This window comes from Streptococcus rubneri (assembly GCF_004785935.1).
In the GTDB taxonomy this organism is placed as follows: domain Bacteria; phylum Bacillota; class Bacilli; order Lactobacillales; family Streptococcaceae; genus Streptococcus; species Streptococcus rubneri.
On record NZ_SRRP01000001.1, the window covers coordinates 832,872 to 857,014 of the forward strand.

Genomic DNA, 24,143 nt, shown 5'->3' on the forward strand with positions numbered 1-24,143 from the left:
CAGTTTTTAACATTAATTCAGAAACTTTCTGTGAGAAGGAGGTCGTCTTTAATAGGTTCAAATGAGGTCGTTCCGAATATAGGCATTATTCTTTCTTAAATTGAATAAAGTAATATTTGTTATTTTCCTCCCACTTGTCATACCCTGATATTTTTAAGGTTAAGATATCACCGTCAAGCGTGTATTCATAAATTGGTGAGGTACCAGCTGGATCTGGAATTAAAAAGAAATTTGGTGTGAGCCACAATGCTCGTTCGAAACTAATAGTTCCTTTATTTGGATCTAAAACTCCCCCATTCATGGTTAAATCAACAGCTGTCATATCCTCGTTGTAGCCACCTGAGCTATTTGGTAACTTAGACAAATAGTCTTTGGTCATCTGGAGATGCTGAATGTATTCGTCAAACGAATCATAATTGTAACTTCCACTAACTTCGTAATCTAATTTTAAGACTTCAGTATTGTCATAAGCAATATGGTATTGAACGTCGGTCCCATTAATCGTCAACTCAGCATTGATAAGGGAAGACAACAAATTCACAAGTTTCAACCCCCCGTCCTCTTTGAAATTTTGATATATTGCAAACCTTTCAAGAGTTTCACGAATATTATGAACCTTCCATGTGCCATCTAAAGAAACAGGAGTTGGAGAGGTTTCTTGTGTTGTTTTTTCTACTTTCGAAACAGAGGCAGAAGAACTTTCTTTTGTAGTCTTTTCTACATTTTTTTGTGCGCATCCAACAAGAAAGAAAAGCAGGAGGAAAGCTATACAGATGGAATATTTTTTAAAGAATGATTTAAACATGTTACTTCTCCTTTCTATTTCAACACTTTTTTGAAAGTCATCTTCATGGTTGCGTATGTTCCATTTTCAGTGTTTCCTTCAGCAGTTAAGATCAGAGTATCTCCCTTCCACTCATATTGATAAGTCATTTTATCCAAAACTAAATTTGTCGTACCAAATGAGTAGTTAATGAGCAAGGACGGTGTTTCTTTAAAGCTAATGGTTTTATTTGCCTCATCCAATCTACCATCTGGTAAAGAGTAGGTGTATTTTGCCTTAGAAGGATGCACTTTCATTTTTGTCACTTTGAAGTAAGAAGCATTATCTTTAAGCCTCGTAATGTATGCCTTGTAGTATTCCTCTTTTTTCATGACGTTTTTTGCAACTTTATCATACAAGTGATCAAAGAAAGTTGTATAATCTAAGCTATATTTGAATTCTACAGAATCACCAGAAATGATTAATTTAGGATTAAATTTAGCAAAATCTTCTAAAATATAAGGATAGGCATCGATGTTTGATTCACGTAGTATCATACTCTTTTGAAGAGTGATAGGAGCATCCACTAATTCCCAGGTTCCTTCAAGTGTATCCGTTTTTTGGACAATTTTTTTCTCTGATTTTGTTTCCTTAGTGGTTTTTTGGCTAGTCGTAGTTGTATTACACCCTACAAGTGCGAGTCCACATAGAGCCATTAGGGCAACAAACAAAAATTTCTTGAGCCAATGTTTCATGAAAAAGCCTCCTAAATATATTTTATTAATTTATTATAACCTAATGTGAATGCGTTTTCAAGGTAGCGAAATATCTAGACTAGTCTTCTTTCCATTTTTTTTATAGTAGGGTCACTAACTATAAAAAACGGCGCGCCCTTTAAAACATCTTTTACATTTACTGACTAGAGTAAGGGGACGATTTTTACAGTTTCGTAACAGTCCCTTACTGACCAATTTCTTATGTTATAATAGAGATGTTTAGAAAGGAGCTTTTATGTCTATACGAAAAAGATATGTTCCAAAGAAAATCAAACTCTTATTATTCTTAAATGCCTTTTTGATTCTATCCATGCTTGTCTTAGGGACTCTGATTGTTGGTCGTCTACTGTCTCCCACTACTACAAGTCAAGAAAAATCTCAAGAAAACTTGATTTCCCAACGAATAGCTAGCCATCAGTGGATCAAACAAAAAAAACCAGTCAAAATTCCGATTCTTATGTATCATTCGGTTCATAACATGGATCCATCAGAAGAAGCCAATGCCAACCTCATCGTGGCACCAGAAACCTTTGAAAGTCATCTCAAAGCCTTAAAGAAGGCCGGCTACTATACCCTCACTCCTGAAGAAGCTTATCGGGCGCTCACAAAAAATGAACTGCCGAAAGGTGGCAAAGTCGTTTGGTTAACGTTTGATGATGGAATTGCTGACTTTTATACCATAGTCTATCCACTCTTAAAAAAATACCAAATGACCGCAACCAACAATATCATTACTTCCTTTTCTGACGAAGAAAGACCCAGTGTTTTAACCTTCGATCAGATCAAAGAAATGAAAGCGCAAGGTATGACGTTTGAGAGTCATACAGTATCTCATCCAGATTTGGCCCGATCAGATAGCTCTCGTCAGGAATCTGAATTGGCGACTTCCAAACAAGTACTAGACAAGAAACTCCATCAAACCACTACTACCATTGTTTACCCTTCCGGCCGCTACTCTGATCTCACCATGGAAATAGCAGAAAACAATGGTTACAAAATGGGCTTAACGACCAACAATGGACTAGCTAGTCTAGACGATGGCCTCTACTCACTAAAACGCCTGCGGATCTTACCAACTACAACAGCAGAAGACCTACTTACCGAAATGCAAACTAATCCATAAACATACAAAAAGCACGAGTCCGAATGACTCGTGCTTTCTTTCTCCATAATAGAGGCTTTTATTTCGATTTGATGTAGTTCACACCATCTGCTTTTGGTGCAACCGACTTACCAAAGAAGGCTGCTAGTACGATGATGGTCAACACATACGGAGCAATACGGAGGTATACTCCAGGAATATGGGCAAGGAAAGGAATCTGCGTAGATACAACCGCCAAGGCTTGTGAAAGTCCAAAGAATAGACTTGATAGCATGGCACCGATTGGGCTCCATTTACCAAAGATCATAGCCGCTAGGGCGATAAATCCAGGTCCCACAATGGTAGTGGCAGAGAAATTGACAGAAGCAGATTGCGCATACAAGGCACCCCCAACTCCTCCTAAAAATCCAGAGATGAGCACACCATAGTAACGCATGAGGTAAACATTAATCCCTAGGGTATCCGCAGCTTGTGGATGTTCACCGACTGAGCGAAGGCGAAGACCAAATTTCGTTTTAAACATGATAAACCATGCTACAAATGAAAATCCAATCGCGACATATCCCATTAAACTTGTATTCTTGAAGAAGATATCGCCAATGACAGGAATATCAGATAAGAAAGGAAAATCAAATTTACCAAATGACAAATCGATGTTGTTGGTTTGGCCTTTTCCATAGATGGCTTTTACCAAGAAGACGGCTAAGGCAGGAGCCAACAAGTTCAATACTGTACCACTTACCACGTGGTCAGCACGGAAGTTAATAGTCGCTACCGCATGGATGGCAGAGAAAATAAGACCAACCAAACCACCTGCAAGGAGAGATAGCCAGATTGTCATGCCACCAAGAGAGCTAGCAAAAGTCAAGTTAAACACAACCCCTGTGAAAGCACCCATAACCATGATACCTTCCAAACCGACATTAACGACACCAGCATGTTCGGAGTAGGCTCCTCCGATACTAGTGAAAATGAGGGGAGCAGCATAGACCAGCATATTCGATACAAGAATCGTTAGTATAGCAACAGTATTCATTCTTACTCTACTCCTTTCATTTGTTTCTTAGGCTTGATGTATTTTTCGATAATGTAATGAGCACTTACAAAGAAGATAATCGAAGCTGTCACAATATTGACAAGTTCTGGTGGGATAGTCGCTGTGGTCATACCTGGCGCACCTGTTTGCAAGGTTCCAAGCAAGAAGGCCGCAAAGACAATCCCAATAGGAGAATTGCTAGCAAGTAGAGCAACTGCCATCCCATTAAATCCAACAGCCAAGGAACCAGCTTGAACATAAACGTTCTGGAAGGTACCAATTCCTTCTACTGCTCCACCGATCCCACAGAGGGCCCCTGAAATCACCATGGAAAGGATGATGGTCCGTTTAGCTGACATCCCTGCATAGTCTGAAGCATTGGGGTTAAGACCAACAGAACGAATTTCAAAGCCAAGTGTTGTCTTCTTGATAATGAACCAAATCACTGCAACAGCAATCAAGGCAATGAAGATCCCGATATTCATCCGTGACTTAGTCAATTCTGTCAAGAACCCTAGGCGGTAACTTGCATTTGCTCCTACTGTGATACTAGATTCAGAATCGACCATAAACTTTTTAGGGAAGTTCCGGATGATTTCATTTCCAGCAAACAGTACGATGTAGTTCATCATAATGGTAACGATCACTTCACTCGTTCCCAAAAATGCTCGTAGGAGTCCTGGAATTAATCCAATGAGACCACCGGCAATTGCAGCCACAAGGACGGTCAAAGGAATCATCAGAACGCGAGGAATATCTGGGAAGGATAGAGCGAACCATACAGCCGCAATCCAACCTGCCAAAGCTTGTCCAGGTAAGCCGACATTAAAAAATCCAGCTCGACTGGCTACCGCAAATCCGAGAGCAATCAATATCAGTGGCCCCATAGTACGGAAAATTTCACCCACATTTTTTATGGAACCAAAAGCTGTCTTGAAGAGTTCTTCATAACCCCAAAGAGCATCATAACCAAAGATCCACATAATAATGGCTCCGAGGATGATTCCTAGGATTACAGAAATAAAAGGAATAGCAATTTGTCTTGTATTTTTATTCATTTGAAGCCTCCTTGATTTCTCCACCAGCCATTAGAATACCAAGCTCTTGTTTGTTGGTCTCAGACGGCTTCACAATACCTTGGATTTTTCCATCATGAATAACAGCAATCCGGTCTGATAGATTTAGAATTTCGTCTAATTCGAAGCTGACAACGAGGACGGCTTTCCCTTTATCACGTTCACCAATCAAACGTTTATGGATGTACTCAATCGCACCAACGTCCAATCCACGTGTCGGTTGGCTAACGATTAACAAATCTGGATTCCGATCAACTTCACGAGCAATGATGGCTTTTTGTTGATTTCCTCCTGATAGAGCACTTGCTGGAACAATCTCGTTGGCTGCACGAACATCAAATTCTTCCATCAACTTGCGAGCATAGGAATTAATTTGATTGTAATTCAACACACCATTCTTGCTAAGTGGTTCTTTGTAGTAAGTTTGAAGTGCGATGTTTTCAGAAAGCATCATTTCGAGCACAAGACCATCGCGATGACGATCTTCAGGCACGTGGCTGACATTCATTTCAGTAATCTTACGTGGGGAAAGGCCAACAACTTCTTGTCCCTTAATTTTGATACTGCCTGATTTAACTTTGCGAAGTCCGGTAATAGCCTGGATCAATTCACTCTGACCATTTCCGTCAATCCCTGCAATTCCGACAATTTCACCTGCACGAACATCAAGAGATAGTTCTTTGACCGCAGGAACACCACGGTTTTCATTCACGACCAAGTCAGAAATTTGCAGAACCACTTCTTTAGGTTGCGCTTCTTCCTTTTCTGTTACGAAAGAAACTGAGCGCCCAACCATCATTTCTGCCAAATCTTTATTGGTAGCACCTTCGATGCTAACCGTTTGAATGGATTTCCCACGACGAATAACTGTGACACGGTCTGCGACGGCACGAATTTCGTCCAGTTTGTGAGTGATGAGGATAATGGATTTCCCTTCTTTAACGAGGGTTTTCATAATATCCATTAACTCCAAAATTTCAGCAGGAGTTAGCACTGCTGTAGGCTCGTCGAAAATCAGAATATCAGCTCCGCGATAGAGTGTCTTCAAGATTTCTACACGTTGTTGAGCCCCAACAGAAATATCTTCAACTTTTGCTGTAGGATCCACAGCCAAGCCGTAGCGTTCAGATAACTCTAGAATATCTGCATTAGCTTTTTTCAAATCTAATACACCCTTGTTCGTTACTTCGCTACCAAGAATGATATTTTCTGCAACAGTGAAAGCTTCTACCAACATGAAGTGCTGGTGAACCATCCCGATCCCTAGAGAAGCAGCCTTTGAAGGAGAATCTAGTTTTTCAGATTTCCCATTGACCACAATTTCTCCGCTCGTTGGTTCCAAAAGACCAGCCAACATATTCATCAGGGTTGATTTCCCAGCTCCATTTTCACCAAGAAGTGCATGAATTTCACCTTTACGCAATTCGAGGTTGATTTTGTCGTTTGCGACAAATTCACCAAAAATTTTGGTAATTTCACGCATCTCAATGACGTTTTCGTGTGCCATTCGAATATTCCTTTCTAGAAAACTATATTTTATTTCAGTAGGACCTGCTAAACGAGTTAGTAAGTTCTATTGAGACAAAATGTCTCAACACCTCATAAAAAAGCGACCCAAGAAGGATGGATCGCTTCTGGAAGGTTTTATTTCTCAGGTGCTTTTACACTACCATCAATAATTTGTTTTTTAGCATCTTCTACTGCTTTTTTAGCATCTTCAGAAAGATTTGAAGTTGTCAAATCAACACCACCATCTTTCAAACCAAATGTGATCACTTTTCCACCTGGGAATTTACCGTCAGCAGTTTGAGTTGCGATTTCTTGAACAGTTTTACCAACTTGTTTCAGAGTAGAAGCCAATACGAAGTTAGATTCTTTACCATCTTTTGAAGTGTATTTACCTTCATCAACTTGGTCACGGTCTACACCAATAACCCAAACTTTTTCGCCTTCGTTTTTCTTCTCGTTCAAGTCTTTTGCTTCCTTGAAGACACCAGCTCCTGTACCACCAGCAGCTTGGTAAATAACGTCAGCTCCTGCAGCGTATTGTGTTGCTGCAATTGTTCTACCTTTTTCAGGGTTGTTGAAGTCTTCAGCATATTGTACATCAACTGAAATGTCTTTGTTTACAGACTTCACGCCTGCTTCAAATCCTTTTTCAAAACGAGTGATAACTTCACCACGTGCTCCACCGATGAAACCAACTTTGTTTGTCTTCGTAGTTTTGGCAGCAGCAACCCCTGCAAGATAAGCAGCTTCATTATCTGCAAAAACAGCAGATGCTACGTTCTTCTTATCACCAACAACAGAGTCAATGATAACATAGTTGATATCAGCATTTTCATCTGCAGCAGCAGTAACAGCTGGAGCAAGTTTGTAACCAACACCGTACACTAATTTGTAGCCGTTTGTAGCAGCTTGACTGAAGTTATTCGCGAAATCTGCTTCACTTGTAGATTGGAAGTAAGTAAAGCCGTTATCTTTAGAAAGACCATTTTCTTTACCCCAAGCTTGTAGACCTTCCCATGCAGATTGGTTAAATGATTTGTCATCAACACCACCTGTGTCAGTAACGATAGCAGCTTTTAAATCAGTTTTTGCATCTGAAGAATCTTTGCGAGACGCACGATTTCCACATGCAGCAAGTCCGATTGCAGCGACAGTTACTAGACCTAGGCCTAACCATTGTTTCTTGTTCATTTCTGAACCTCCTAAATAAGATATGCAACTATGTTGCGGATTAATGAAAGGGTCAATAGACCGCCTTTACAGAAGTTACTAGGTAAGATCTGTAAAGGAATATGGAAGCAATTCCTTGACCGTCATCACGACCGTCGATTTATCTTTGGCTACCAGAGTAACCGGTAGGTCTGGCTCGAAAAATTCAGCCATCACCTGGCGACAAGCACCACAGGGTGAAACTGGTTTTTCAGTTTGACCATAAATAATTAATTCCTTAAATGAACGCTCGCCTTCTGAAACAGCCTTGAAGATAGCTGTTCGCTCACCACAATTGGTCAACCCGAAACTCGCATTTTCAACATTGACTCCTGTATAAATCTTTCCCTCTGCTGTAACTAAGACAGTTCCAATTGGAAAGTGAGAATAAGGCACGTAAGCATTCTCGCTTGTTTTTACAGCTAGGTCAATCAACTCAGTAGTCGCCATGGGCTACTTCTCCCTTCATGATGGCTACTCCAGAGGAAGTACCGATTCGGTTAGCACCCGCTTGGATCATAGCTTGAGCATCCTCATAGCTACGAGTGCCTCCAGATGCTTTCACCCCCATGTCAGGTCCAACAACTTTTCGCATGAGAGCCACATCCTCAGGCGTAGCCCCACCAGTCGAGAATCCTGTAGAAGTCTTCACGAAGTCAGCTCCTGCTAACTTAGCAATCTGACACGCTACAATCTTCTCATCTTCTGTCAAGAGGCAGGTTTCGATGATGACTTTGACAAGGTGATCACCGCTTGCATCTACAACTGCCTGAATATCTTCTTCAACGAGACTCAGATTTTTTGATTTAAGTGCACCAATATTGATGACCATATCAATTTCATCTGCCCCATTTTGGATAGCATTCTCGGTTTCAAAAGCTTTGACTTCTGGTGTATTTGCCCCCAGTGGAAACCCGACAACTGTACAGACTTTGACATCTGTATCACGTAGACCCTCTGCAGCGAAGTTTACCCAAGTTGGCTGCACACAAACACTTGCAAAATCATATTCTTTTGCTTCTTCGATCAATTGTTCGATCTGTTCCTGTTGTGCATCAGGTTTTAATAGTGTGTGGTCTATGTATTTGTTTAATTTCATTAGTGAATCTCCCCTAAACGAATTACGATACGATTTCAATAATCTCTGAAACGCTTTCAACCTTGTCTAGTATTTTAACATTTTTTTGGAATTCTGCAATGGTTTTTTGACAAATTTCTAAGTTTGTATAAATAGTTGCAACAAGCTCCCCTTTTTGAACAGAATCCCCGACTTTCTTAGCAAAAACAATCCCTGTCTCATAGTCTAAATCATCTGATTTGACTGCTCTGCCAGCCCCTAGACGCATGGCAAAGAGACCGTGTTCCATAGCAGGCAAGGCTGCAATATAGCCATCCTCTTCTGCATAGACAGGCACTTGTTCTTTTACCTGAACTGGACGGTAGAGATCTTCTAAATCCCCACCTTGAGCAAGGACCATTTCTTCAAATTTCTTCAGAGCTTTGCCGGCTGTCAGATGTTGCTTGACTTCTTCCAAGCTAGCCGTCACTCCGCCAAGCTCCAACATAATTTGAGCCAATTCACAAATGAAGTGGGTCACGTCTTCTTTGCCTTTGCCTTGAAGAATATCTAAGGCTTCGAGAATTTCCAATCGGTTCCCAATACTAGTTCCCAAAGGTTGGCTCATATCCGTCAAGACAGCAATGGTCTTGCGACCGACAGCATTTCCAAGATCCACCATGGTGCGGGCTAATTCACGCGCCTCTTCGATGGTCTTCATAAAGGCCCCTTCTCCAACGGTAACATCGAGAAGGATAGCATCTGCTCCAGCCGCAATCTTCTTACTCATGACGGAACTCGCAATCAAGGGAATCGTGTCAACTGTTGCCGTCACATCTCGAAGTGCATAGAGAAGCTTATCTGCCATGACCAATTGATCCGACTGGCCGATAACAGAAAGACCAATGTCTTGTACTTGTTTGATGAACTCTTCTTGGGTCCGCTCAATCTGGAATCCTTTTATTGATTCTAACTTATCAATGGTCCCCCCTGTGTGACCCAATCCACGACCACTCATCTTGGCTACTGGAACTCCAAAGCTGGCTACTAGAGGGGCCAGTACAATCGTTACTTTGTCCCCTACACCACCTGTTGAGTGTTTGTCCACCTTGATGCCTTTAATAACAGAGAGGTCGAATTGCTCCCCTGTTTCCACCATCTTCATGGTCAAATCTGATATTTCTCGAGTCGTCATTCCCTTGAAATAAACCGCCATGGCAAAGGCAGCCATTTGATAGTCTGGTACTGTTCCCGCTACATAGCCCTCAATCAGCCAGTGAATTTCTTCTTTACTCAACTCAATGCCATCACGTTTTTTCTGAATGATATCTACAGCTCTCATGTAACTTTCTCACTCCTTAAAATATAATAACCTTTGTCTTTTTTGAGGATTTCACAGTTTCCAAAGATTTCTTCCATTTTTGCTTTCGCACTGGGAGCACCTTGTTTTTTCTGAATGACAATGGTTAGGTCTCCACCAGGATTCAAATGGTCAAAGCTACCAGAAAGTACTTCATGAACTACCTTTTTCCCAGCCCGAATGGGAGGATTACTGATAATATGGTCAAAGCACCCCTCAACCTCATCATAAACATTGGATTGGAAGATCTTAGCTTTGACTTGATTTAAAGCCGCATTTTTCTGAGCCAGATCAAGGGCACGTGTATTCACGTCTACCATAGTAGCATGAACCCCTTGCGCCTTGACCAAAGAGAGACCAAGAGGACCATACCCGCAACCGACGTCCAAAACCGCCTCTCCTTGCTGAAAAGACAGACAAGACAAGAGGACCTGGCTGCCAAAATCGATCATTTTCTTACTAAAAACACCAGCATCCGTAAAAAATTTCATCCGCTCTCCTAGAAGGACCACATGTAACTCATGGATATCATGTTGAGCATCTGGATGTTCATCATAGTACATTTTACTCATACTAGCATTATAGCATAATTTAACCTATTTTTAAATCGTTTACAGAAGATCTTAAAACTGATATACTAAAGGTCACTATGGAGGAAAAGCTTGAAATGGATAAAGAATTTCTACACTTCGAAAAGATTAATCGACAAACTTGGCAAAATCTCCACCGAAAATCAACTCCTCCTCTATCTGAAGAGGAATTGAATTCCATCAAGAGTTTTAATGACCTTATTAGTTTACAAGATGTAACAGACATTTATTTACCCCTGACACACTTAATTCAAATCTACAAAAAAGCGAAAGAAGACTTAGCTTTCTCTAAAGGCATCTTTCTCCAACAGGAAAGCAAAAAACAGCCCTTTATGATTGGAATTTCAGGATCTGTGGCTGTCGGCAAATCAACGACGAGCCGCCTCCTTCAAATCCTTCTTTCTCGAACCTTTTCCGGTTCTACAGTGGAGCTAGTGACGACAGATGGCTTCTTATATCCCAATGCGACCTTGATTGAACAAAACATTCTCAATCGCAAGGGCTTCCCTGAAAGCTATGATATGGAACTTCTCTTGGATTTCCTGAATCAGCTAAAAAATGGTCAGAGTTACCAGATTCCCGTCTATTCTCATGAGATTTATGATATCGTCCCTGACCAGAAGCAAACCATCCAAGCTGCAGACTTCATTATTGTTGAAGGGATCAACGTCTTTCAGAATCCTCAAAATGATCGACTCTATATGACGGACTTCTTTGATTTCTCCATCTATGTGGATGCTGAGGTTGCCAACATTGAGTCTTGGTATATTGATCGCTTTAAAAAGTTGTTGGACCGTGCAAAGGATGACCAAAGCAACTACTACCACCGCTTTACCCAGCAACCAGAAGCTGAAGTCCTAGCCTTCGCTCATCAGGTATGGGAGTCAATCAATCTCTTAAATCTAAAAGACTATATCGAACCCACTCGAAACCGAGCCGAACTGATTCTGCACAAAGCTGCCAACCATGAGATTGATGAAATCTATCTTAAGAGATAAAGAGATTGTAACAAAATGACCCCCAAAAGATGGCGATTCGAAGAAAAATTAGTTTGGGCTTGTCAAAAGAAAAGTTTTCAGATATAATAAGAGAGTTAGAATATCATTGGAGGTGAAAAAATTGGCAAACATTAAATCAGCTATCAAACGTGCTGAATTGAACGTTAAACACAACGAAAAAAACTCAGCTCAAAAATCAGCTATGCGTACTGCAATTAAAGCTTTTGAAGCAAACCCATCTGAAGAACTTTACCGCGCTGCTAGCTCAGCTATCGATAAAGCAGAAACTAAAGGTTTGATCCACAAAAACAAAGCTAGCCGTGATAAAGCACGTCTTGCAGCGAAACTTGGCTAATCAAGAATTGCATACAAAATGAGCTCTCCGGAGCTTTTTTTGTTGCTTCCATATGAGGAGATACGATGAAAATTACGATTATCGGCTATTCTGGTTCTGGAAAATCTACCTTGGCTGAAAACTTGGCCCGATCCTACTCCATCCCCAAACTCCACATGGATACCCTTCAATTTCAACCGGGTTGGATAGACAGTGACCGGGATTGGATGGAGAAAGAGATGAAACAGTTTCTCAACGATCATAGAGACTGGGTCATTGATGGCAATTACTCTTGGTGTTGCTATGAGGAAAGAATGGAGCAAGCAGATTACATTATCTTTCTCAACTTCTCTCGTTGGAACTGCCTCTATAGAGGATGGAAACGATACCGTCGCTATAAAGGTAAAGTCCGGGAGAGTATGGCTGCAGGTTGCCCTGAACGCTTTGACTGGGAATTCATCCGTTGGATTCTTTGGGATGGTCGAACTAAGAATGCCAAAGAAAGGTATCGAAATATCCGTTCTACCTATCCCGATAAATTCATCACTCTCAAAAACCAAAAGGAATTAGACCGTTTCCTCAATAACATCAAAAATGATCTACTGGAATCGAAGTAAATACTCGATCTAGTAGATCATTTTTCTTATTTTCTTTTCTTTTGAGGAAACAAGGGAAGTCCTAAAGAAGCCATCTTCTCCGCTGGCACCTTCATGCCATCCTTAATCCATTTGGCTAAGACAGAGACAATGGCTGAACTGAGGAAGGAATTCAAATAACTAGCCGGTCCTTGTGAGGATTTCTGACTTTTACTTCTCTTTTCCAGAAACTCATAAACAGCCTTGGTAAGCAGTTTCTCAAAATTATAATCGACGGCCAAGCTGATAATGCGTGCTTCCTTCTTGGCCTCTTTAAAGAGATAAACCCAAATCTGGTACAAATCGGTCTTAAAATTATACCCCTCTAAAGACTTGGTAATATTCGAAACAGTTGATTGGAAGATGGATTCCAGCAATTCTTCTTTCGACTCATAATTTCGGTAAAAGGCTGCGCGAGAAACTCCTGCTCTCTCCACCAATTCTGAAATGGTAATCTTTTTCAAGTCCTTTTTATCCAACAACTGAAGCAAGGAAATCTCCAAGGATTCCCGTGTGATGGCATTGCTTTCTTGGTTGGACCGTTTCAAATTTTCTAAGGATTTTTCTGATATCTTTCTTTCTGCCATAACACTTACTTTCTATCTGTATCATCTGAATGTATCTGCTTTCAGAGAATGCAACTTCATGATATAATTGTAAAAAAAGACTAACCACTTGTCAATGTACAATTATTTACATTTTGAGGTAATAAAAATGACATGGAAAATTATTGCAGATTCTGGCTGTGATTATCGTACTTACGAAAGTGCTGCACCAGATACTAGCTTTGTTTCAGTGCCTCTTACCATTCAGATTGGTGAGACCATCTATTCAGACGACGCTAATCTGGATACAGATAAAATGATGGAAGATATGTATGCAACGACTACTGCTTCCAAATCAGCTTGTCCTAGTCCTGATGACTATATGAGAGCCTTTGAGGGAGCTGACAATATTATCGTTGTTACCATCACTGGTACTTTGTCCGGTAGCCACAATAGTGCTCAAGTCGCTAAAAAACTTTATCAAGAAGATCATCCGACTACCAACATTCATGTGATTGATAGCTTATCAGCTGGTGGTGAAGTGGATCTACTCGTTCGCAAACTCCATCAATTAATCGCTCAAGACCTTGATTTTGATCAAGTGGTTGAAGTCATTACTAAATACCAGGAAAAAACCAAGCTGATCTTTGTGCTTGCTAAGGTCGATAATTTGGTCAAAAATGGCCGACTCAATAAAATTATCGGAACTGTTGTCGGCCTCTTAAACATCCGTATGGTCGGCCAAGCCAGCGATACTGGCACCCTGGAGCTTCTCCATAAAGCCCGTGGCCAAAAGAAAGCTATTACCACTACTTTTGAAGAGATGCTTAAAGCCGGCTACAAAGGAGGGCATATCACCATTGCTCACCGTCGCAACGATAAATTCGTAGAACAACTCTCTGCCTTGGTCCATGAAAAGTTCGCCAATGCGGATATCGAAGCTCTTCCGACCTCAGGCCTCTGTAGCTTCTATGCTGAAGAAGGTGGCCTCTTAATCGGCTATGAAATTTAAATCAACATAAAAAGAGGCTGGGACAAAAGTCCTAGCCTCTCAATTGTCTTTGGATTGTCGAGCAAGACGCAGTGGTTGAGTGGGCTCTACTACGCTGATTTCATCAGCTTTTACAGCCCTACTCAACTGTGCGGAGGTGGGACGACGAAATCGAATTCTAACGAATTACCGATTTCTGTCCCACTCTCTTTTTTATTCACCAATTTCTTGGTTAAATTTGTAGAAAGTACCTTTATAAATAAAGTAAGTCGCAAGAGCACCTATACCAGCAATGAGAAGATAAATCACACTAGCAATCAGGGTAGTGAAAGCCACAGCGGATAGATAGAAGGTAAAGCCTATCAGGACTAGCATAACGATAATAAATACGAAGATCAATAATCCTCTCAGGGCTGCATTTCCTCTATTACGGTTCATCAGGTCTGTTACAGTCGACCAATTAGTCGTTAAGAGCTTGTAGTCACGTCGAAAAGCGATCACACTCAAGCTCAAACTGGTCAAAAACCAAATCAAAAGCATGGCTAGAAGGGAGAGGGGATGGACACCAAAGTAACAGGATACCCCTACCAAAAGCACAGTCGGCAAAGCAGACTGAACCGAAAAGAGAATCCAAAATTTCTTCAAACAATAGCGTTTGAAGTCAATCGGAAGGGCACGAAGATAAGCGAAATTTTCCCGTTCCAAAGAGATCCCAATACTGGTCAAGCTTTCCACAGAGTTGAAGACTCCGATCATGAAAGCGATGAGGGATAAGGGAAGTAAATATTGGGGTGTGAGGTAGTTTTCAATTTGAAGGGAAGCTCGCGACGCCCCTAAAAACAAGCCAAATGTGAAAAGATAAGGGAAAATCGCCATCATGAAGATGACCTGCGTCAGCAAGGTACCATCACTTAGAAGCCGTTTATGATAGGAAACAGTAAAGCGATGGAAGGCCTTCTGATCTCCCACCTTCATCTGACTCACCCGCTCCTTAACCGCATGGCTGGAAGAAACCTCAAGGGCAGCATCATAAAAATGAGGCAAGACCTGACTTTTGACCAGCCAAATGAGAACCGCTAGAAGCAGAATCCAAGCCAAGATCCCAAGTAGAGCTCCTGAATCCAAAGGATTCAAGATAAAGCTATGAAAGACCTCTATCGGAGGAAAAATACTGGGTTGAGTAACCAGATCACCAGCCACCGAATGCTCTGATTGGAGCATATTAATATAGAGGTAAGCTCCAATGGAAATGAGACTACTCAAGCCAATGATGAGGTTAGACACCAAACTCGTGTGCTTCTTAAAGATAGCTGATTTGGTAATCAGGTGGGATAAGAACAAGGTGCCCAAAAAGAGGATGGAGAGGAGAATCATGGCACAAAGAAGGCCAAGAAGAAGCCCTACCAGAATATTTCCCCCTGCTTGGATGGGCAGAATGATGAAATAACTGATCATTGGAAGCAGGGCCATCAAGAGCACTAAAATGACCGAGATGCTCTTTCCTGCAATCACTTCTGCATCCGAAAAGGCATAGGGACGATAAAATTGCAAATCCTTGCTCTCGTAAAAGACATTGTAAAAACTCATCAAACCTTGTGATATAGCTAAGAGCGCAAAGAGCGTAATCATATTGACAAAGGGACCAGGGCTAGAGACAAAATCATTGGCACTCGAGAGAATCCCAAAAAGGAAAAGATAAAGGAGACCGATAAAAATATAGGTCCGAATGGACTGAGCGGAAACATTGACCTTCCTAGTGGGATCCTTTTCCTGCTTTTTACGAAATTTCGCTAATTGGGCCGGCTGAGTAGCATAAATGATGTTGACATCCACTAGGCGACGAACCATCTTAAGACGCATCTGGACTCACCTCTTCTCTTCGACCGGCCAGTCCAAGATAAATGGACTCTAGGCTTTGTTCTGGGTGTTGCCCCTTCAGCTCCTCGATAGTTCCATAAAAGATGAGGTTCCCCTTCTTCAGGATGGCAATCTTATCACAGAGTTGCTCTGCCACTTCGAGGACATGGGTGGAGAAGATGACGGTATTTCCCTTATCCGCATGCTCCCGCATCATCTGCTTCAAGTCGTAAGAGGCTTGGGGATCCAAACCAGTCATGGGCTCATCTAGAACCCAGATGTCTGGATCAGATAGTAGAGCCCCGATAACAAATACCTTCTGGCGCATCCCATGAGAGAAAGACTCGATGACTTCATAGCGATGACTAGTAAAGTCAAAAAGGTGGAGCAAATGATCCAAGCGGTCATCACATTCCTGCTGGCTCATGTCATAGGACGTGGCAACCAACTCCCAGAATTCATTGGCCGTTAAACGAAGAAAGAGATCTGGTGAATCAGCTACATAGCCAATTTTCTTCTTTATTTCTAGGCGATTGCTATAGAGGTCCTTTCCATCTACTAGGATGCTACCGGTCGTTGGGGTGATGACACTGACTAGACTCTTAATGGTCGTTGATTTTCCGGCTCCATTATGGCCAATCAAGCCGACAATCTGCCCATCTTCAATGGTCAGATTCAAGTGGTTCAATGCCAGATGCCCATCGTAATCTTTTGTGACTCCTTGAAATTCAATCATAGATTCTCCTTCTGCCTTTCTTCTTTTAAAACGGAACATCTCCATGTAATTGCTTATATTTTATTCCTATTTTAAAAAAGTGTCAACGAAAAACCAAAAAATTAGAGTAATTCATTAAAGCGATAGAGGAGTTTTAAGAGGTAGGTAGGAATCGTATCTAAGAAATCCTCTATAAATACTCGTTCTCCCCTCTTGTGAAGCTCCTTACCCCAAGGACCTAGGTTTACCGCTGGCACTTGGATCTGAGCAATTTTTTCCAGATCTAATTCGTAGACCTGAGAAGGTGTCGCTAAACTATCCAGCACGACTTGATAAGTGGAAACATCCTTTTCCAAGGCACAGTAACTAGTATCACAAATACCCATAAAGTATTCTTCCACTTTCAAGGATTGACCTCTTTTTTCTAAATAACGACGGTAGTCATCTACTAGAATCCCAATTTTAAGGCTCGTTTTTGGTAAGGAGCGGCAGTTCATAGACGGGTAATAAGGTGGAGCAAAACCTATGACCACCAATGGATCCTTATCTCCCAGAAAGTCTAAGTAGCTTTGAATCTGGTGAATGGCAATGGTCTGGTAGCTAACACCCTTCAAAAATTCTTGATAGGCCACTTGCTCGCGCTCTTTTTGAAAGGCAGAAAAACCTTCCTTCTCTTGGCAACGATTCATTAATTCTTGATAACTAATAGCTAGTGGTCGAGAAATAAGGTGCTCTTGTTCTGCTCTCTCTTGTAGAGTCCAGTATTTTTCATAGAATTCATTTAAGGCCTCCTGGGTCAATTCTTGAATTCGCTGGAACAACTGCTGGGGAGTCTTTTTCAAATGTAGAACGCTAAAATAGCCTGCTGCATGAAGGACAGTCGATACATCATACTGGTCCTTTAAATCCCTTAGATAAGACCAAGAAGGTAGAGGAGACTGCTCGCCTAGAGCACGGTCTGATAAATCAGGATGAAGATCTAGTTTTGAGGCCACTGCTACTAAGAGAGATAAAGCATTCATCCCCTTTAGAGGCTCCTTCATATGGGAGAGAACCCCTTGAGCTACGATAACCGGCATGAGCTTGCCGACCGTTCCAATGTGTAGGACTTTTTCTTGCGCATCAGTAGAATCAAATGGTTCCGAATCGATAGCAAGTACATAGTCCAAATGAAACTCTTCTTTTAATTGGCAGAGTATGCCCAAAGACGCTCTCATGCCCCGAGAATAGGACTCCTCATCTCCAACAGATAGATAAAGCAAGTTGACCTGTCCACCGGCTGGATCCGATGCATAAGCTTCTAAGACTCCCAGTTGGAGAGCTAAGGCCGCCTTCATATCACAAGAGCCACGACCTAAGCGCCATTGTTTTGAATCCAGATCAGCCTGCATCTCTGGTCGAAGATCGATCTCTTTTAAGGTCTGGGCAAGAGCTTCAGAATCCAAAGCAATAGAGGCAAGAGGACCATAATCTTCTAAGTCCACCGTGTCATGGTGGTGAAAGAGGATCATAGTTTTTTTCTTACCTTTGTCGACTAAAGCCCAGTTGATACTCCTGTGCAGATGATCCTGAGGAATCTGATAGCGACCAAACAGATGGGGATGCTCTTGGAAATAAGGAATGGAAGCGAGACGCTGGTCTAAATAATCCTCAATGCCACGCTCACTTTCGGTATTGGTAAAGCTGGGAATTGCCATGGCTTCTTGAAATATAGTGGCAATTTGTTCTTGGAAATACTCTGTGGATCTCAATGGAGGCCTCCTTCTCTTGGACTAGATCCCTTTGTTCTCTATCTCATAAGGGGACAGAATGGACATTATTAATCTTTTTTGTGGCGATAAACCACTTTCCACATGCTGGTGACAAGGACTGCTAACAAACCATAGACTGTCAAGGTATTAGCTTTCTCTCCAGTTTCAGGTAAGCGAGTTTCCTCCTTTTCAGGTAAGCGAGTGACACTTTCCTCTCCTTGGCTTGTGGTTTCGCTGACGTGTGCTAATTGAGCCAATTCTTCTTTCTGTTCTTTACGGAAGTCCATTTGGTCTCGTCCGACTGGTGGTTCTTGTTCCTGATGACTAGCCTGATCAGGAACAGAGCCCTTACCGGCTTCTTCCACTACCGTCGGATTCTTCTTAGCGATTGGGAGAATACGATCTGCCAAGCTTGCATACTCGGTATCCTTTTCATTTGGCTGGTAACGAAGTAAGAGAGAACGGCTATCTTCAAGAATCGGAATTCTTGCTGAGATTGAATCCGTCTTAAACTTGACTTCGTATGGATCAGCATAATAGATGAAGTCTGGGTCAAAAGCATGAAGCGTCAAAACTAGGCGATGTCCTTTCTTAACGGTGTAGAGGTTCGGTTGTAAATACATGGTATAGTTGTGGTACTCATTTTCCTTTAGATCGATCGAGTGGCTAGAACTTGCTGAATCAAATCCAGAGCCAGGATTAGCCAAGTTAAGCCAGCCTCTTGAAATGACTACACTCTTGACCTTGTGCGTCTTATAACGTTTCAGAGGGAGACTGTCCAAATTGCTACCACTCCAGTAGCCCGTTTCATCCAGGGTTTCTTTTTCAAGGGTACGAGTACTGTAGCCGTCCTTATCATAGGTGATTTCTTCTTTAACAACATCAAATTCTTCGTCAGAAACGTCCATTAGGGTCGCGCTGACATGGGCATGTTTCTTATCTCCTTTTAAGAAACTAGCACTAAAATTCACAGGAATATGCCCTTTGATAGTGATGTCTTGATCGACTGGTGCAGCATAAGAGGCACTGACAGCAGATGAATGGAAGGCTGCATCTTGGTTTCTGGTGGTCCAGTTTTCACCGGTACCATAGAAATCACTAGATACTGTCACATCCTCTCTCTTAGAATAAGCACGCGCATTGATGCTATTGGTTGATTCCCACTTATCAAATTTTCGCCACTTAGACGGATCCAAGTTGTCCTGTGCGGTGACTTCAGGCAGATACTGAATTCCATTTCGAATTCCAAACAAATAATGGCTGTACCATAGATTCATCAAATCATTGAAGGCTTGACCCGCAACATTAGTCCCAGACCAACGGGTAGATGGATAGACATGGTTTCCTTGGTGGAGCAAGACTTTCGGATCAATTCCTGCTTTCTTGAAGGCTTGAACCATTAATTCAAAATGTTTTGGCTTGACATTGTCGTCATTCAAGCCTTGAATAATCAATGGTGCAGCTTTCAAATTGGCTGCGTTCAAGGTGTAGTCACGTTTGACATACTCTTCGTTGTAATTGTGGCCATCCTTGTGTTGGAGCTCATTAAGCTTGGTAATATAGGCTGCATAGTAGTCCTTAACCTTGTCCCAATCTTCCTTATCAAGAATACGGCCTGAGGTATAGACTGACAACCAAGAAAGGTCATTGGAAGCTCCTGTATCAAGAGGAGATCCTTGGCTGTTAAAATGGTCATACCAACTGGCGATACCTGCAGCAGGAACAATAGTCTTCAGACCTTCGACTCCAGTAGAGGCTACACCGAAGGTCGTTGTCCCAGCCCAAGACAAGCCTGTCATTGCCACATTTCCACTAGACCAGTCAGCCTTTACTTCACGATTGCTGGTTTTATCCGCATAGGCCTTACGCTTGCCATTCAACCACTCAATGATATTCTTGTAGGCCGCAACTTCTAGGTCAGAGCCAGTCGTATTAATCCCATCAGAACCTTTGGATCCCAGACCACTACTGGTTACTACTGCATAACCGCGAACCAAGTAGTAATTGTACCAATTCAGGTTTTCATAGTCATAGTGGGTATAGTCATCCGAGCTTTCACGAGGATTAACATAGTACCATTCTTTTGGATCTGCAGCCTTTGCCACTTCTTCTGTCGAGACTTCTTTAATAGCTTTTCTCTTTTCTGGCTTGCTGTAGAGTCTTGCCATATCAAAATTCCCACCTTCTTTCAGGCCCAAGCCCTCAAGGGTGCGTTCTTCTGTCGTACCTGTTACGTAAGGACTGGCTTCAAAAATAGTCGGTGCTTTATAATCCCCCTTGACTGCAGCCTTAGGAACTTGTACCAAGGTTTTCACTAAGTCTGGCTTGCCATCTCCATCGGTATCATAATCCGTCTCAACATAGACAATATAGCGGACAATGTCGCTCTTTTCATATGAATAATGCTCAATGTCATCTCCCGGTGAAAATGGGAAGATTGGCTGGGCCCGTCCATTCAAAAAGAGAGGTTCTTTGCGATCAGCGCGGTAGGCCGCATGGAGTTTTTTAGCTACCTCAACCATGGAAGCTAAGTCAGTCACCGGAGCCGTTCCTTCTGTATCCTCACTGATCATACCAAGACTTTTAGCAAAGGCTAAACGATCCTTATCAGTTGCTCCTACTTGACCATCTTTTGTCGACGCCCACTTCAAGAGCTGGTTGACAGCATCCGTCACAGTTGCATCCTTCTTAGCTTCTTGCTCCTCTACAGCTTGACCAGTCACCTCTGAAAGTTCCCCAAGAGTCACCTTAGGAGCGCTAGAAAGAAGACTGACACTTTTTTCTGCCCCATCTCCTTCAGGAGATAGACTTGTTTGAGGGCTCCCACTAATCGGCTTGTCTGCAGGAAGAGAGACCGGATCCTTTTCTGCAACAACTGCCTTATTTGTCGTCGTTTCCTGATTAGTTACTGCTGGTGTTGCCACAGGGCTTGTATCAGCTACTGGTATATTCAATTCAGGCTGATGGGACACTTCCACCTTAGGGGAAAGCTCAGAGACTGCTGGACCTTTATCTGTTGCAAGACTTGCTTCAGATGGACTTGCAGGTTCTAGGCTAGTGGTCAATGCTGGTTCTACACTATTGGTAGCCACTTCATCAGCCTGAACATGGCGAGCTAAAACTGCTGGACTAATTAATAAACTTGCAAACACAATCGAAACGATGGTTGATTTTTTCATATACAAACTCCTTAAAAAAATGTAGTTTTGAGTCGTTTATCTAGGAAACCTGCTTCTCTAAAAAACGACTGGCAAGCAGACAATAGAATTCTTTTTAGAAACCTCTTTAGATTCATAAACTAGACCTCCCCTCTTGAATCTAAAGATCCCCCTCCTTTCATCATTGTTCTTCAAAAATTTTTTTAAAAAACTCCCTAACTCTCAACTAGAACCCAGGCCTTTAAGACAGATTGGCAAGACTTGTCTCTTCCAAATTAGACAATTTGAAGCAAGATGCCTAAAAGAAAGGACCACAACAAATGGCCGAGAAAGCTTTAAGCTTCTTAAATCTTGAGGTAAGAGGTTTTTAAGCAGCTATCATTAATTTTCTAGGGATTTCCTAACGTCAAGCGCAAACGATTGCTCTATCTTCCTATTTTTGGTAGAATAAGGCATTATTCACGAAAGATGAGAACAAAATGGAAAATCAAACCTTAATGCAATATTTTGAATGGTACTTACCTTCCGATGGTCATCACTGGTCGCGCCTAGTTACAGATGCACCTCACCTGGCAAATCTTGGTATTCGTAAAGTTTGGATGCCACCTGCTTTTAAAGCAACATCTGCTAATGATGTCGGCTATGGCGTCTATGATATTTTTGACCTTGGCGAGTTTAACCAAAAAGGCACTGTCCGTACCAAGTATGGTTTCAAAGAAGACTACTTACAAGCAATCCAAGCCTTAAAAGAAGAAGGGATCCAGCCCATGGCCGATGTGGTTCTCAACCATAAAGCAGCTGCCGATGGCCTTGAAAAGTTTGAAGTGGTCGAAGTGGACCCTAACGATCGTACCATCGTCTTGACAGAGCCTTTTACTATCAAAGGATGGACAAAATTTACCTTTGATGGCCGAAATGGAGCCTACAATGACTTCCACTGGCACTGGTACCACTTTACCGGTACAGACTACGATGCTTCCCGCAATAAGAGTGGGATTTTCCAGATCCAAGGAGACAACAAAGGTTGGGCACAAGATGATCTCGTTGACAGTGAAAATGGAAACTATGATTATCTTATGTATGCCGATATCGACTTTAAACACCCAGAAGTGGTCGAAAACCTCAACCAATGGGCTACATGGTTTATCGAAACCACTGGAGTTCAAGGTTTCCGTCTAGATGCGGTCAAACACATCGACTCTTTCTTTATGAAGAACTTCATTCAACAAATCACGGACAAATATGGAGAAGATTTCTATGTATTTGGTGAGTTTTGGAATGGGGATGAACAAAGCAACAATGACTACCTGGCCAGTATTGACTATCAGTTCGACTTAGTCGATGTCGCCCTTCACCACAATCTCTTTAGAGCTAGCCAAGAAGGGGAAAACTTTGATTTAACGACTATTTTCAATGGCACTCTTGCAAGCAATCATCCAGAAAGTGCGGTAACCTTTGTCGATAATCACGATACCCAAAGAGGACAAGCCTTAGAGTCCACAGTCGGTGAATGGTTCAAGCCTGCTGCTTACGCCCTTATTCTCCTCCGCGAAGCCGGTATTCCATGTGTCTTTTATGGAGACTATTACGGAATCTCAGGCGATTTTGCCCAGCAATCTTTCCAAGCGGAGCTTGATCAACTCCTTCGGATTCGCAAAGACTTAGCCTACGGTGAACAAAGAGACTACTTTGACGATCCTAACTGTATCGCTTGGACCCGATCTGGAACTGAAGAGTCTGCTCCTATCGCCTGCGTCATTTCAAATGCTGCTGCATCTGACAAACGGATGGAAATCGGCCAAGCATATGCAGGACGGACCTACTGCGATGCTCTTGGAAACCACCAAGATACCGTCCAAATTGAAGAAGACGGCTGGGCTAATTTCCCAGTTGCAGAAAGAGCCGTCAGCGTATGGGTTTTGGCAGACTAACTAGAAAATGAAATCGAGTAAAGAGGCTGGGACTAAAGTTCTAGCCTTTCAATTGTCTTTGAATTGTAGAGCAAGACGCAGTGGTTGAGTGGACTCTACTACGCTGATTTCATCAGCTATTACAGCCCTACTCAACTGTGCGGAGGTGGGACGACGAAATCGAATTCTAACGAATTACCGATTTCTGTCCCACTCTCTTTCTTATATTTTATAGCAAACTACAGGTCCATTCTAACACTTCGTGTAAGCGCTGTCAATCTTTACCCCAAGATTTTCAATAGAAATGATAAAGAAAAAAACACTCCTTCCTTTTCCCTCATAAAAAGAGGTAGGAACAAGTGTTTTCTTTCGACTTGACTAGTCTGAGTAGAGCTTCTTAGCTCAATTCAGACACAATCGCTTTGAGTTGTTCTTTGGTATGAACACCAGCTACTTGTTTGACCACTTGGCCATCTTTTTTGAACAAGAGAGTTGGAATCGACATGATGCCAAAGTTACGAGCTGTATTTGGATTTTCATCCACATCCATTTTGAAAATTTTCAAGTCATCTTCATGGATTTCTTCAGCTAGCTGTTCCAAGATGGGACCTTGCATCCGACAAGGACCACACCAAGGAGCCCAAAAGTCTACAAGGACCAAACCTTGGCTGGTTTCTTCTTCAAATCTTGCATCTGTAAGTACGTGTACCATAGTTCCTCCTTTGATCAGTAGATTTTACTACTCATCACTCATTGATAACTTTATTCTAC

At 42.0% G+C, this 24,143-nt stretch carries 22 protein-coding genes; 6 read left to right on the forward strand and 16 right to left on the reverse strand.

Features of this window, described 5'->3' with window-relative positions; all coding sequences use genetic code 11:
* Positions 1-85: 85 nt before the first annotated feature.
* Positions 86-805, reverse strand: coding sequence for a hypothetical protein (locus E5S68_RS04270; RefSeq protein WP_135782488.1), 720 nt, complete (start codon positions 803-805; stop codon positions 86-88).
* 14 nt (positions 806-819) lie between these two features.
* Complete coding sequence (locus tag E5S68_RS04275) at positions 820-1,518, reverse strand: hypothetical protein (RefSeq protein ID WP_135782489.1); 699 nt, start codon at positions 1,516-1,518, stop codon at positions 820-822.
* Between the two features lie 256 nt (positions 1,519-1,774).
* Here E5S68_RS04275 and E5S68_RS04280 point away from each other — a divergent pair, with 256 nt between their 5' ends.
* Positions 1,775-2,662, forward strand: coding sequence for a polysaccharide deacetylase family protein (locus E5S68_RS04280; RefSeq protein WP_135782490.1), 888 nt, complete (start codon positions 1,775-1,777; stop codon positions 2,660-2,662).
* A 58-nt stretch (positions 2,663-2,720) separates the two neighbouring features.
* On the opposite strand, the gene E5S68_RS04285 is transcribed toward E5S68_RS04280, so the two are convergent.
* The 8 genes from E5S68_RS04285 to E5S68_RS04320 form a co-directional block, all read right to left on the reverse strand.
* A complete protein-coding gene (locus E5S68_RS04285) occupies positions 2,721-3,677 on the reverse strand; it encodes an ABC transporter permease (protein ID WP_006596014.1) in 957 nt (318 codons plus the stop codon).
* 2 nt (positions 3,678-3,679) lie between these two features.
* Positions 3,680-4,735: an ABC transporter permease gene (locus tag E5S68_RS04290; protein ID WP_135782491.1), complete on the reverse strand. Its 1,056-nt coding sequence runs from the start codon at positions 4,733-4,735 to the stop codon at positions 3,680-3,682.
* Positions 4,728-6,260, reverse strand: coding sequence for an ABC transporter ATP-binding protein (locus E5S68_RS04295; protein WP_135782492.1), 1,533 nt, complete (start codon positions 6,258-6,260; stop codon positions 4,728-4,730). Before E5S68_RS04295 ends, E5S68_RS04290 begins: the two co-directional genes overlap by 8 nt.
* 137 nt (positions 6,261-6,397) lie before the next feature.
* Positions 6,398-7,453 (reverse strand): BMP family lipoprotein, encoded by a 1,056-nt coding sequence (locus tag E5S68_RS04300; protein ID WP_120701814.1) that lies wholly within the window; start codon positions 7,451-7,453, stop codon positions 6,398-6,400.
* A gap of 78 nt (positions 7,454-7,531) precedes the next feature.
* The gene (locus E5S68_RS04305) at positions 7,532-7,921 is read right to left on the reverse strand and encodes a cytidine deaminase (RefSeq protein ID WP_135782493.1); all 390 of its coding nucleotides are present in this window, start codon (positions 7,919-7,921) and stop codon (positions 7,532-7,534) included.
* Positions 7,908-8,570, reverse strand: coding sequence for a deoxyribose-phosphate aldolase (gene deoC, locus E5S68_RS04310; protein ID WP_135782494.1), 663 nt, complete (start codon positions 8,568-8,570; stop codon positions 7,908-7,910). The genes E5S68_RS04305 and deoC overlap by 14 nt, the downstream gene beginning before the upstream one ends.
* Before the next feature lie 22 nt (positions 8,571-8,592).
* Positions 8,593-9,870, reverse strand: coding sequence for a pyrimidine-nucleoside phosphorylase (locus E5S68_RS04315; RefSeq protein ID WP_135782495.1), 1,278 nt, complete (start codon positions 9,868-9,870; stop codon positions 8,593-8,595).
* Complete coding sequence (locus E5S68_RS04320; protein WP_135782496.1) at positions 9,867-10,460, reverse strand: class I SAM-dependent methyltransferase; 594 nt, start codon at positions 10,458-10,460, stop codon at positions 9,867-9,869. Before E5S68_RS04320 ends, E5S68_RS04315 begins: the two co-directional genes overlap by 4 nt.
* A 95-nt stretch (positions 10,461-10,555) precedes the next feature.
* On the opposite strand from E5S68_RS04320, the gene coaA reads away from it, so the two are divergent.
* The 3 genes from coaA to E5S68_RS04335 all read left to right on the forward strand — a co-directional run bounded on the left by coaA (position 10,556) and on the right by E5S68_RS04335 (position 12,427).
* The gene (gene coaA, locus E5S68_RS04325) at positions 10,556-11,476 is read left to right on the forward strand and encodes a type I pantothenate kinase (protein ID WP_135782497.1); all 921 of its coding nucleotides are present in this window, start codon (positions 10,556-10,558) and stop codon (positions 11,474-11,476) included.
* Between the two features lie 106 nt (positions 11,477-11,582).
* Positions 11,583-11,831 (forward strand): 30S ribosomal protein S20, encoded by a 249-nt coding sequence (rpsT, locus tag E5S68_RS04330; RefSeq protein WP_023027010.1) that lies wholly within the window; start codon positions 11,583-11,585, stop codon positions 11,829-11,831.
* Between the two features lie 65 nt (positions 11,832-11,896).
* Positions 11,897-12,427, forward strand: a complete 531-nt coding sequence (locus E5S68_RS04335; protein ID WP_135782498.1) for a DNA topology modulation protein — start codon at positions 11,897-11,899, stop codon at positions 12,425-12,427.
* Between the two features lie 26 nt (positions 12,428-12,453).
* On the opposite strand, the gene E5S68_RS04340 is transcribed toward E5S68_RS04335, so the two are convergent.
* Positions 12,454-13,032 carry a TetR/AcrR family transcriptional regulator gene (locus E5S68_RS04340; RefSeq protein WP_135782499.1) on the reverse strand — a complete coding sequence of 193 codons (579 nt, stop codon included), beginning with the start codon at positions 13,030-13,032 and terminating at the stop codon, positions 12,454-12,456.
* Positions 13,033-13,159: 127 nt separating this feature from the next.
* Here E5S68_RS04340 and E5S68_RS04345 point away from each other — a divergent pair, with 127 nt between their 5' ends.
* Entirely contained in the window at positions 13,160-14,002 is an 843-nt protein-coding gene (locus tag E5S68_RS04345; RefSeq protein WP_135782500.1) for a DegV family protein, read from the forward strand.
* A 192-nt stretch (positions 14,003-14,194) separates the two neighbouring features.
* Here E5S68_RS04345 and E5S68_RS04355 read toward each other — a convergent pair whose 3' ends face one another.
* From E5S68_RS04355 to E5S68_RS04370, 4 genes are all read right to left on the reverse strand, one after another.
* On the reverse strand, positions 14,195-15,841 hold the full coding sequence (locus tag E5S68_RS04355) for a hypothetical protein (protein WP_135782501.1): 1,647 nt from the start codon (positions 15,839-15,841) through the stop codon (positions 14,195-14,197).
* Complete coding sequence (locus E5S68_RS04360; RefSeq protein ID WP_126404466.1) at positions 15,831-16,574, reverse strand: ABC transporter ATP-binding protein; 744 nt, start codon at positions 16,572-16,574, stop codon at positions 15,831-15,833. Before E5S68_RS04360 ends, E5S68_RS04355 begins: the two co-directional genes overlap by 11 nt.
* 101 nt (positions 16,575-16,675) lie before the next feature.
* Positions 16,676-18,250 (reverse strand): M20/M25/M40 family metallo-hydrolase, encoded by a 1,575-nt coding sequence (locus E5S68_RS04365; RefSeq protein ID WP_420880641.1) that lies wholly within the window; start codon positions 18,248-18,250, stop codon positions 16,676-16,678.
* A 122-nt stretch (positions 18,251-18,372) separates the two neighbouring features.
* Entirely contained in the window at positions 18,373-21,483 is a 3,111-nt protein-coding gene (locus tag E5S68_RS04370) for a CocE/NonD family hydrolase (RefSeq protein ID WP_135782503.1), read from the reverse strand.
* 458 nt (positions 21,484-21,941) lie between these two features.
* Between E5S68_RS04370 and E5S68_RS04375 the strand changes: the two genes are divergently transcribed.
* Positions 21,942-23,393, forward strand: a complete 1,452-nt coding sequence (locus E5S68_RS04375; RefSeq protein WP_135782504.1) for an alpha-amylase — start codon at positions 21,942-21,944, stop codon at positions 23,391-23,393.
* A 376-nt stretch (positions 23,394-23,769) separates the two neighbouring features.
* Here the strand turns inward: E5S68_RS04375 and trxA are convergent, their stop codons facing one another.
* A complete protein-coding gene (gene trxA, locus E5S68_RS04385) occupies positions 23,770-24,084 on the reverse strand; it encodes a thioredoxin (protein ID WP_135782505.1) in 315 nt (104 codons plus the stop codon).
* Positions 24,085-24,143: the final 59 nt, after the last annotated feature.

Excerpts from the sequence above, each read along its gene's own strand:
- E5S68_RS04270 (WP_135782488.1), bottom strand. The coding sequence starts at position 805 with ATGTTTAAATCATTCTTTAAAAAATATTCCATCTGTATAGCTTTCCTC.
- E5S68_RS04275 (WP_135782489.1), bottom strand. The coding sequence starts at position 1,518 with ATGAAACATTGGCTCAAGAAATTTTTGTTTGTTGCCCTAATGGCTCTA.
- E5S68_RS04280 (WP_135782490.1), top strand. The coding sequence starts at position 1,775 with ATGTCTATACGAAAAAGATATGTTCCAAAGAAAATCAAACTCTTATTA.
- E5S68_RS04285 (WP_006596014.1), bottom strand. The coding sequence starts at position 3,677 with ATGAATACTGTTGCTATACTAACGATTCTTGTATCGAATATGCTGGTC.
- E5S68_RS04290 (WP_135782491.1), bottom strand. The coding sequence starts at position 4,735 with ATGAATAAAAATACAAGACAAATTGCTATTCCTTTTATTTCTGTAATC.
- E5S68_RS04295 (WP_135782492.1), bottom strand. The coding sequence starts at position 6,260 with ATGGCACACGAAAACGTCATTGAGATGCGTGAAATTACCAAAATTTTT.
- E5S68_RS04300 (WP_120701814.1), bottom strand. The coding sequence starts at position 7,453 with ATGAACAAGAAACAATGGTTAGGCCTAGGTCTAGTAACTGTCGCTGCA.
- E5S68_RS04305 (WP_135782493.1), bottom strand. The coding sequence starts at position 7,921 with ATGGCGACTACTGAGTTGATTGACCTAGCTGTAAAAACAAGCGAGAAT.
- deoC (WP_135782494.1), bottom strand. The coding sequence starts at position 8,570 with ATGAAATTAAACAAATACATAGACCACACACTATTAAAACCTGATGCA.
- E5S68_RS04315 (WP_135782495.1), bottom strand. The coding sequence starts at position 9,870 with ATGAGAGCTGTAGATATCATTCAGAAAAAACGTGATGGCATTGAGTTG.
- E5S68_RS04320 (WP_135782496.1), bottom strand. The coding sequence starts at position 10,460 with ATGAGTAAAATGTACTATGATGAACATCCAGATGCTCAACATGATATC.
- coaA (WP_135782497.1), top strand. The coding sequence starts at position 10,556 with ATGGATAAAGAATTTCTACACTTCGAAAAGATTAATCGACAAACTTGG.
- E5S68_RS04335 (WP_135782498.1), top strand. The coding sequence starts at position 11,897 with ATGAAAATTACGATTATCGGCTATTCTGGTTCTGGAAAATCTACCTTG.
- E5S68_RS04340 (WP_135782499.1), bottom strand. The coding sequence starts at position 13,032 with ATGGCAGAAAGAAAGATATCAGAAAAATCCTTAGAAAATTTGAAACGG.
- E5S68_RS04345 (WP_135782500.1), top strand. The coding sequence starts at position 13,160 with ATGACATGGAAAATTATTGCAGATTCTGGCTGTGATTATCGTACTTAC.
- E5S68_RS04355 (WP_135782501.1), bottom strand. The coding sequence starts at position 15,841 with ATGCGTCTTAAGATGGTTCGTCGCCTAGTGGATGTCAACATCATTTAT.
- E5S68_RS04360 (WP_126404466.1), bottom strand. The coding sequence starts at position 16,574 with ATGATTGAATTTCAAGGAGTCACAAAAGATTACGATGGGCATCTGGCA.
- E5S68_RS04365 (WP_420880641.1), bottom strand. The coding sequence starts at position 18,250 with ATGGCAATTCCCAGCTTTACCAATACCGAAAGTGAGCGTGGCATTGAG.
- E5S68_RS04370 (WP_135782503.1), bottom strand. The coding sequence starts at position 21,483 with ATGAAAAAATCAACCATCGTTTCGATTGTGTTTGCAAGTTTATTAATT.
- E5S68_RS04375 (WP_135782504.1), top strand. The coding sequence starts at position 21,942 with ATGGAAAATCAAACCTTAATGCAATATTTTGAATGGTACTTACCTTCC.
- trxA (WP_135782505.1), bottom strand. The coding sequence starts at position 24,084 with ATGGTACACGTACTTACAGATGCAAGATTTGAAGAAGAAACCAGCCAA.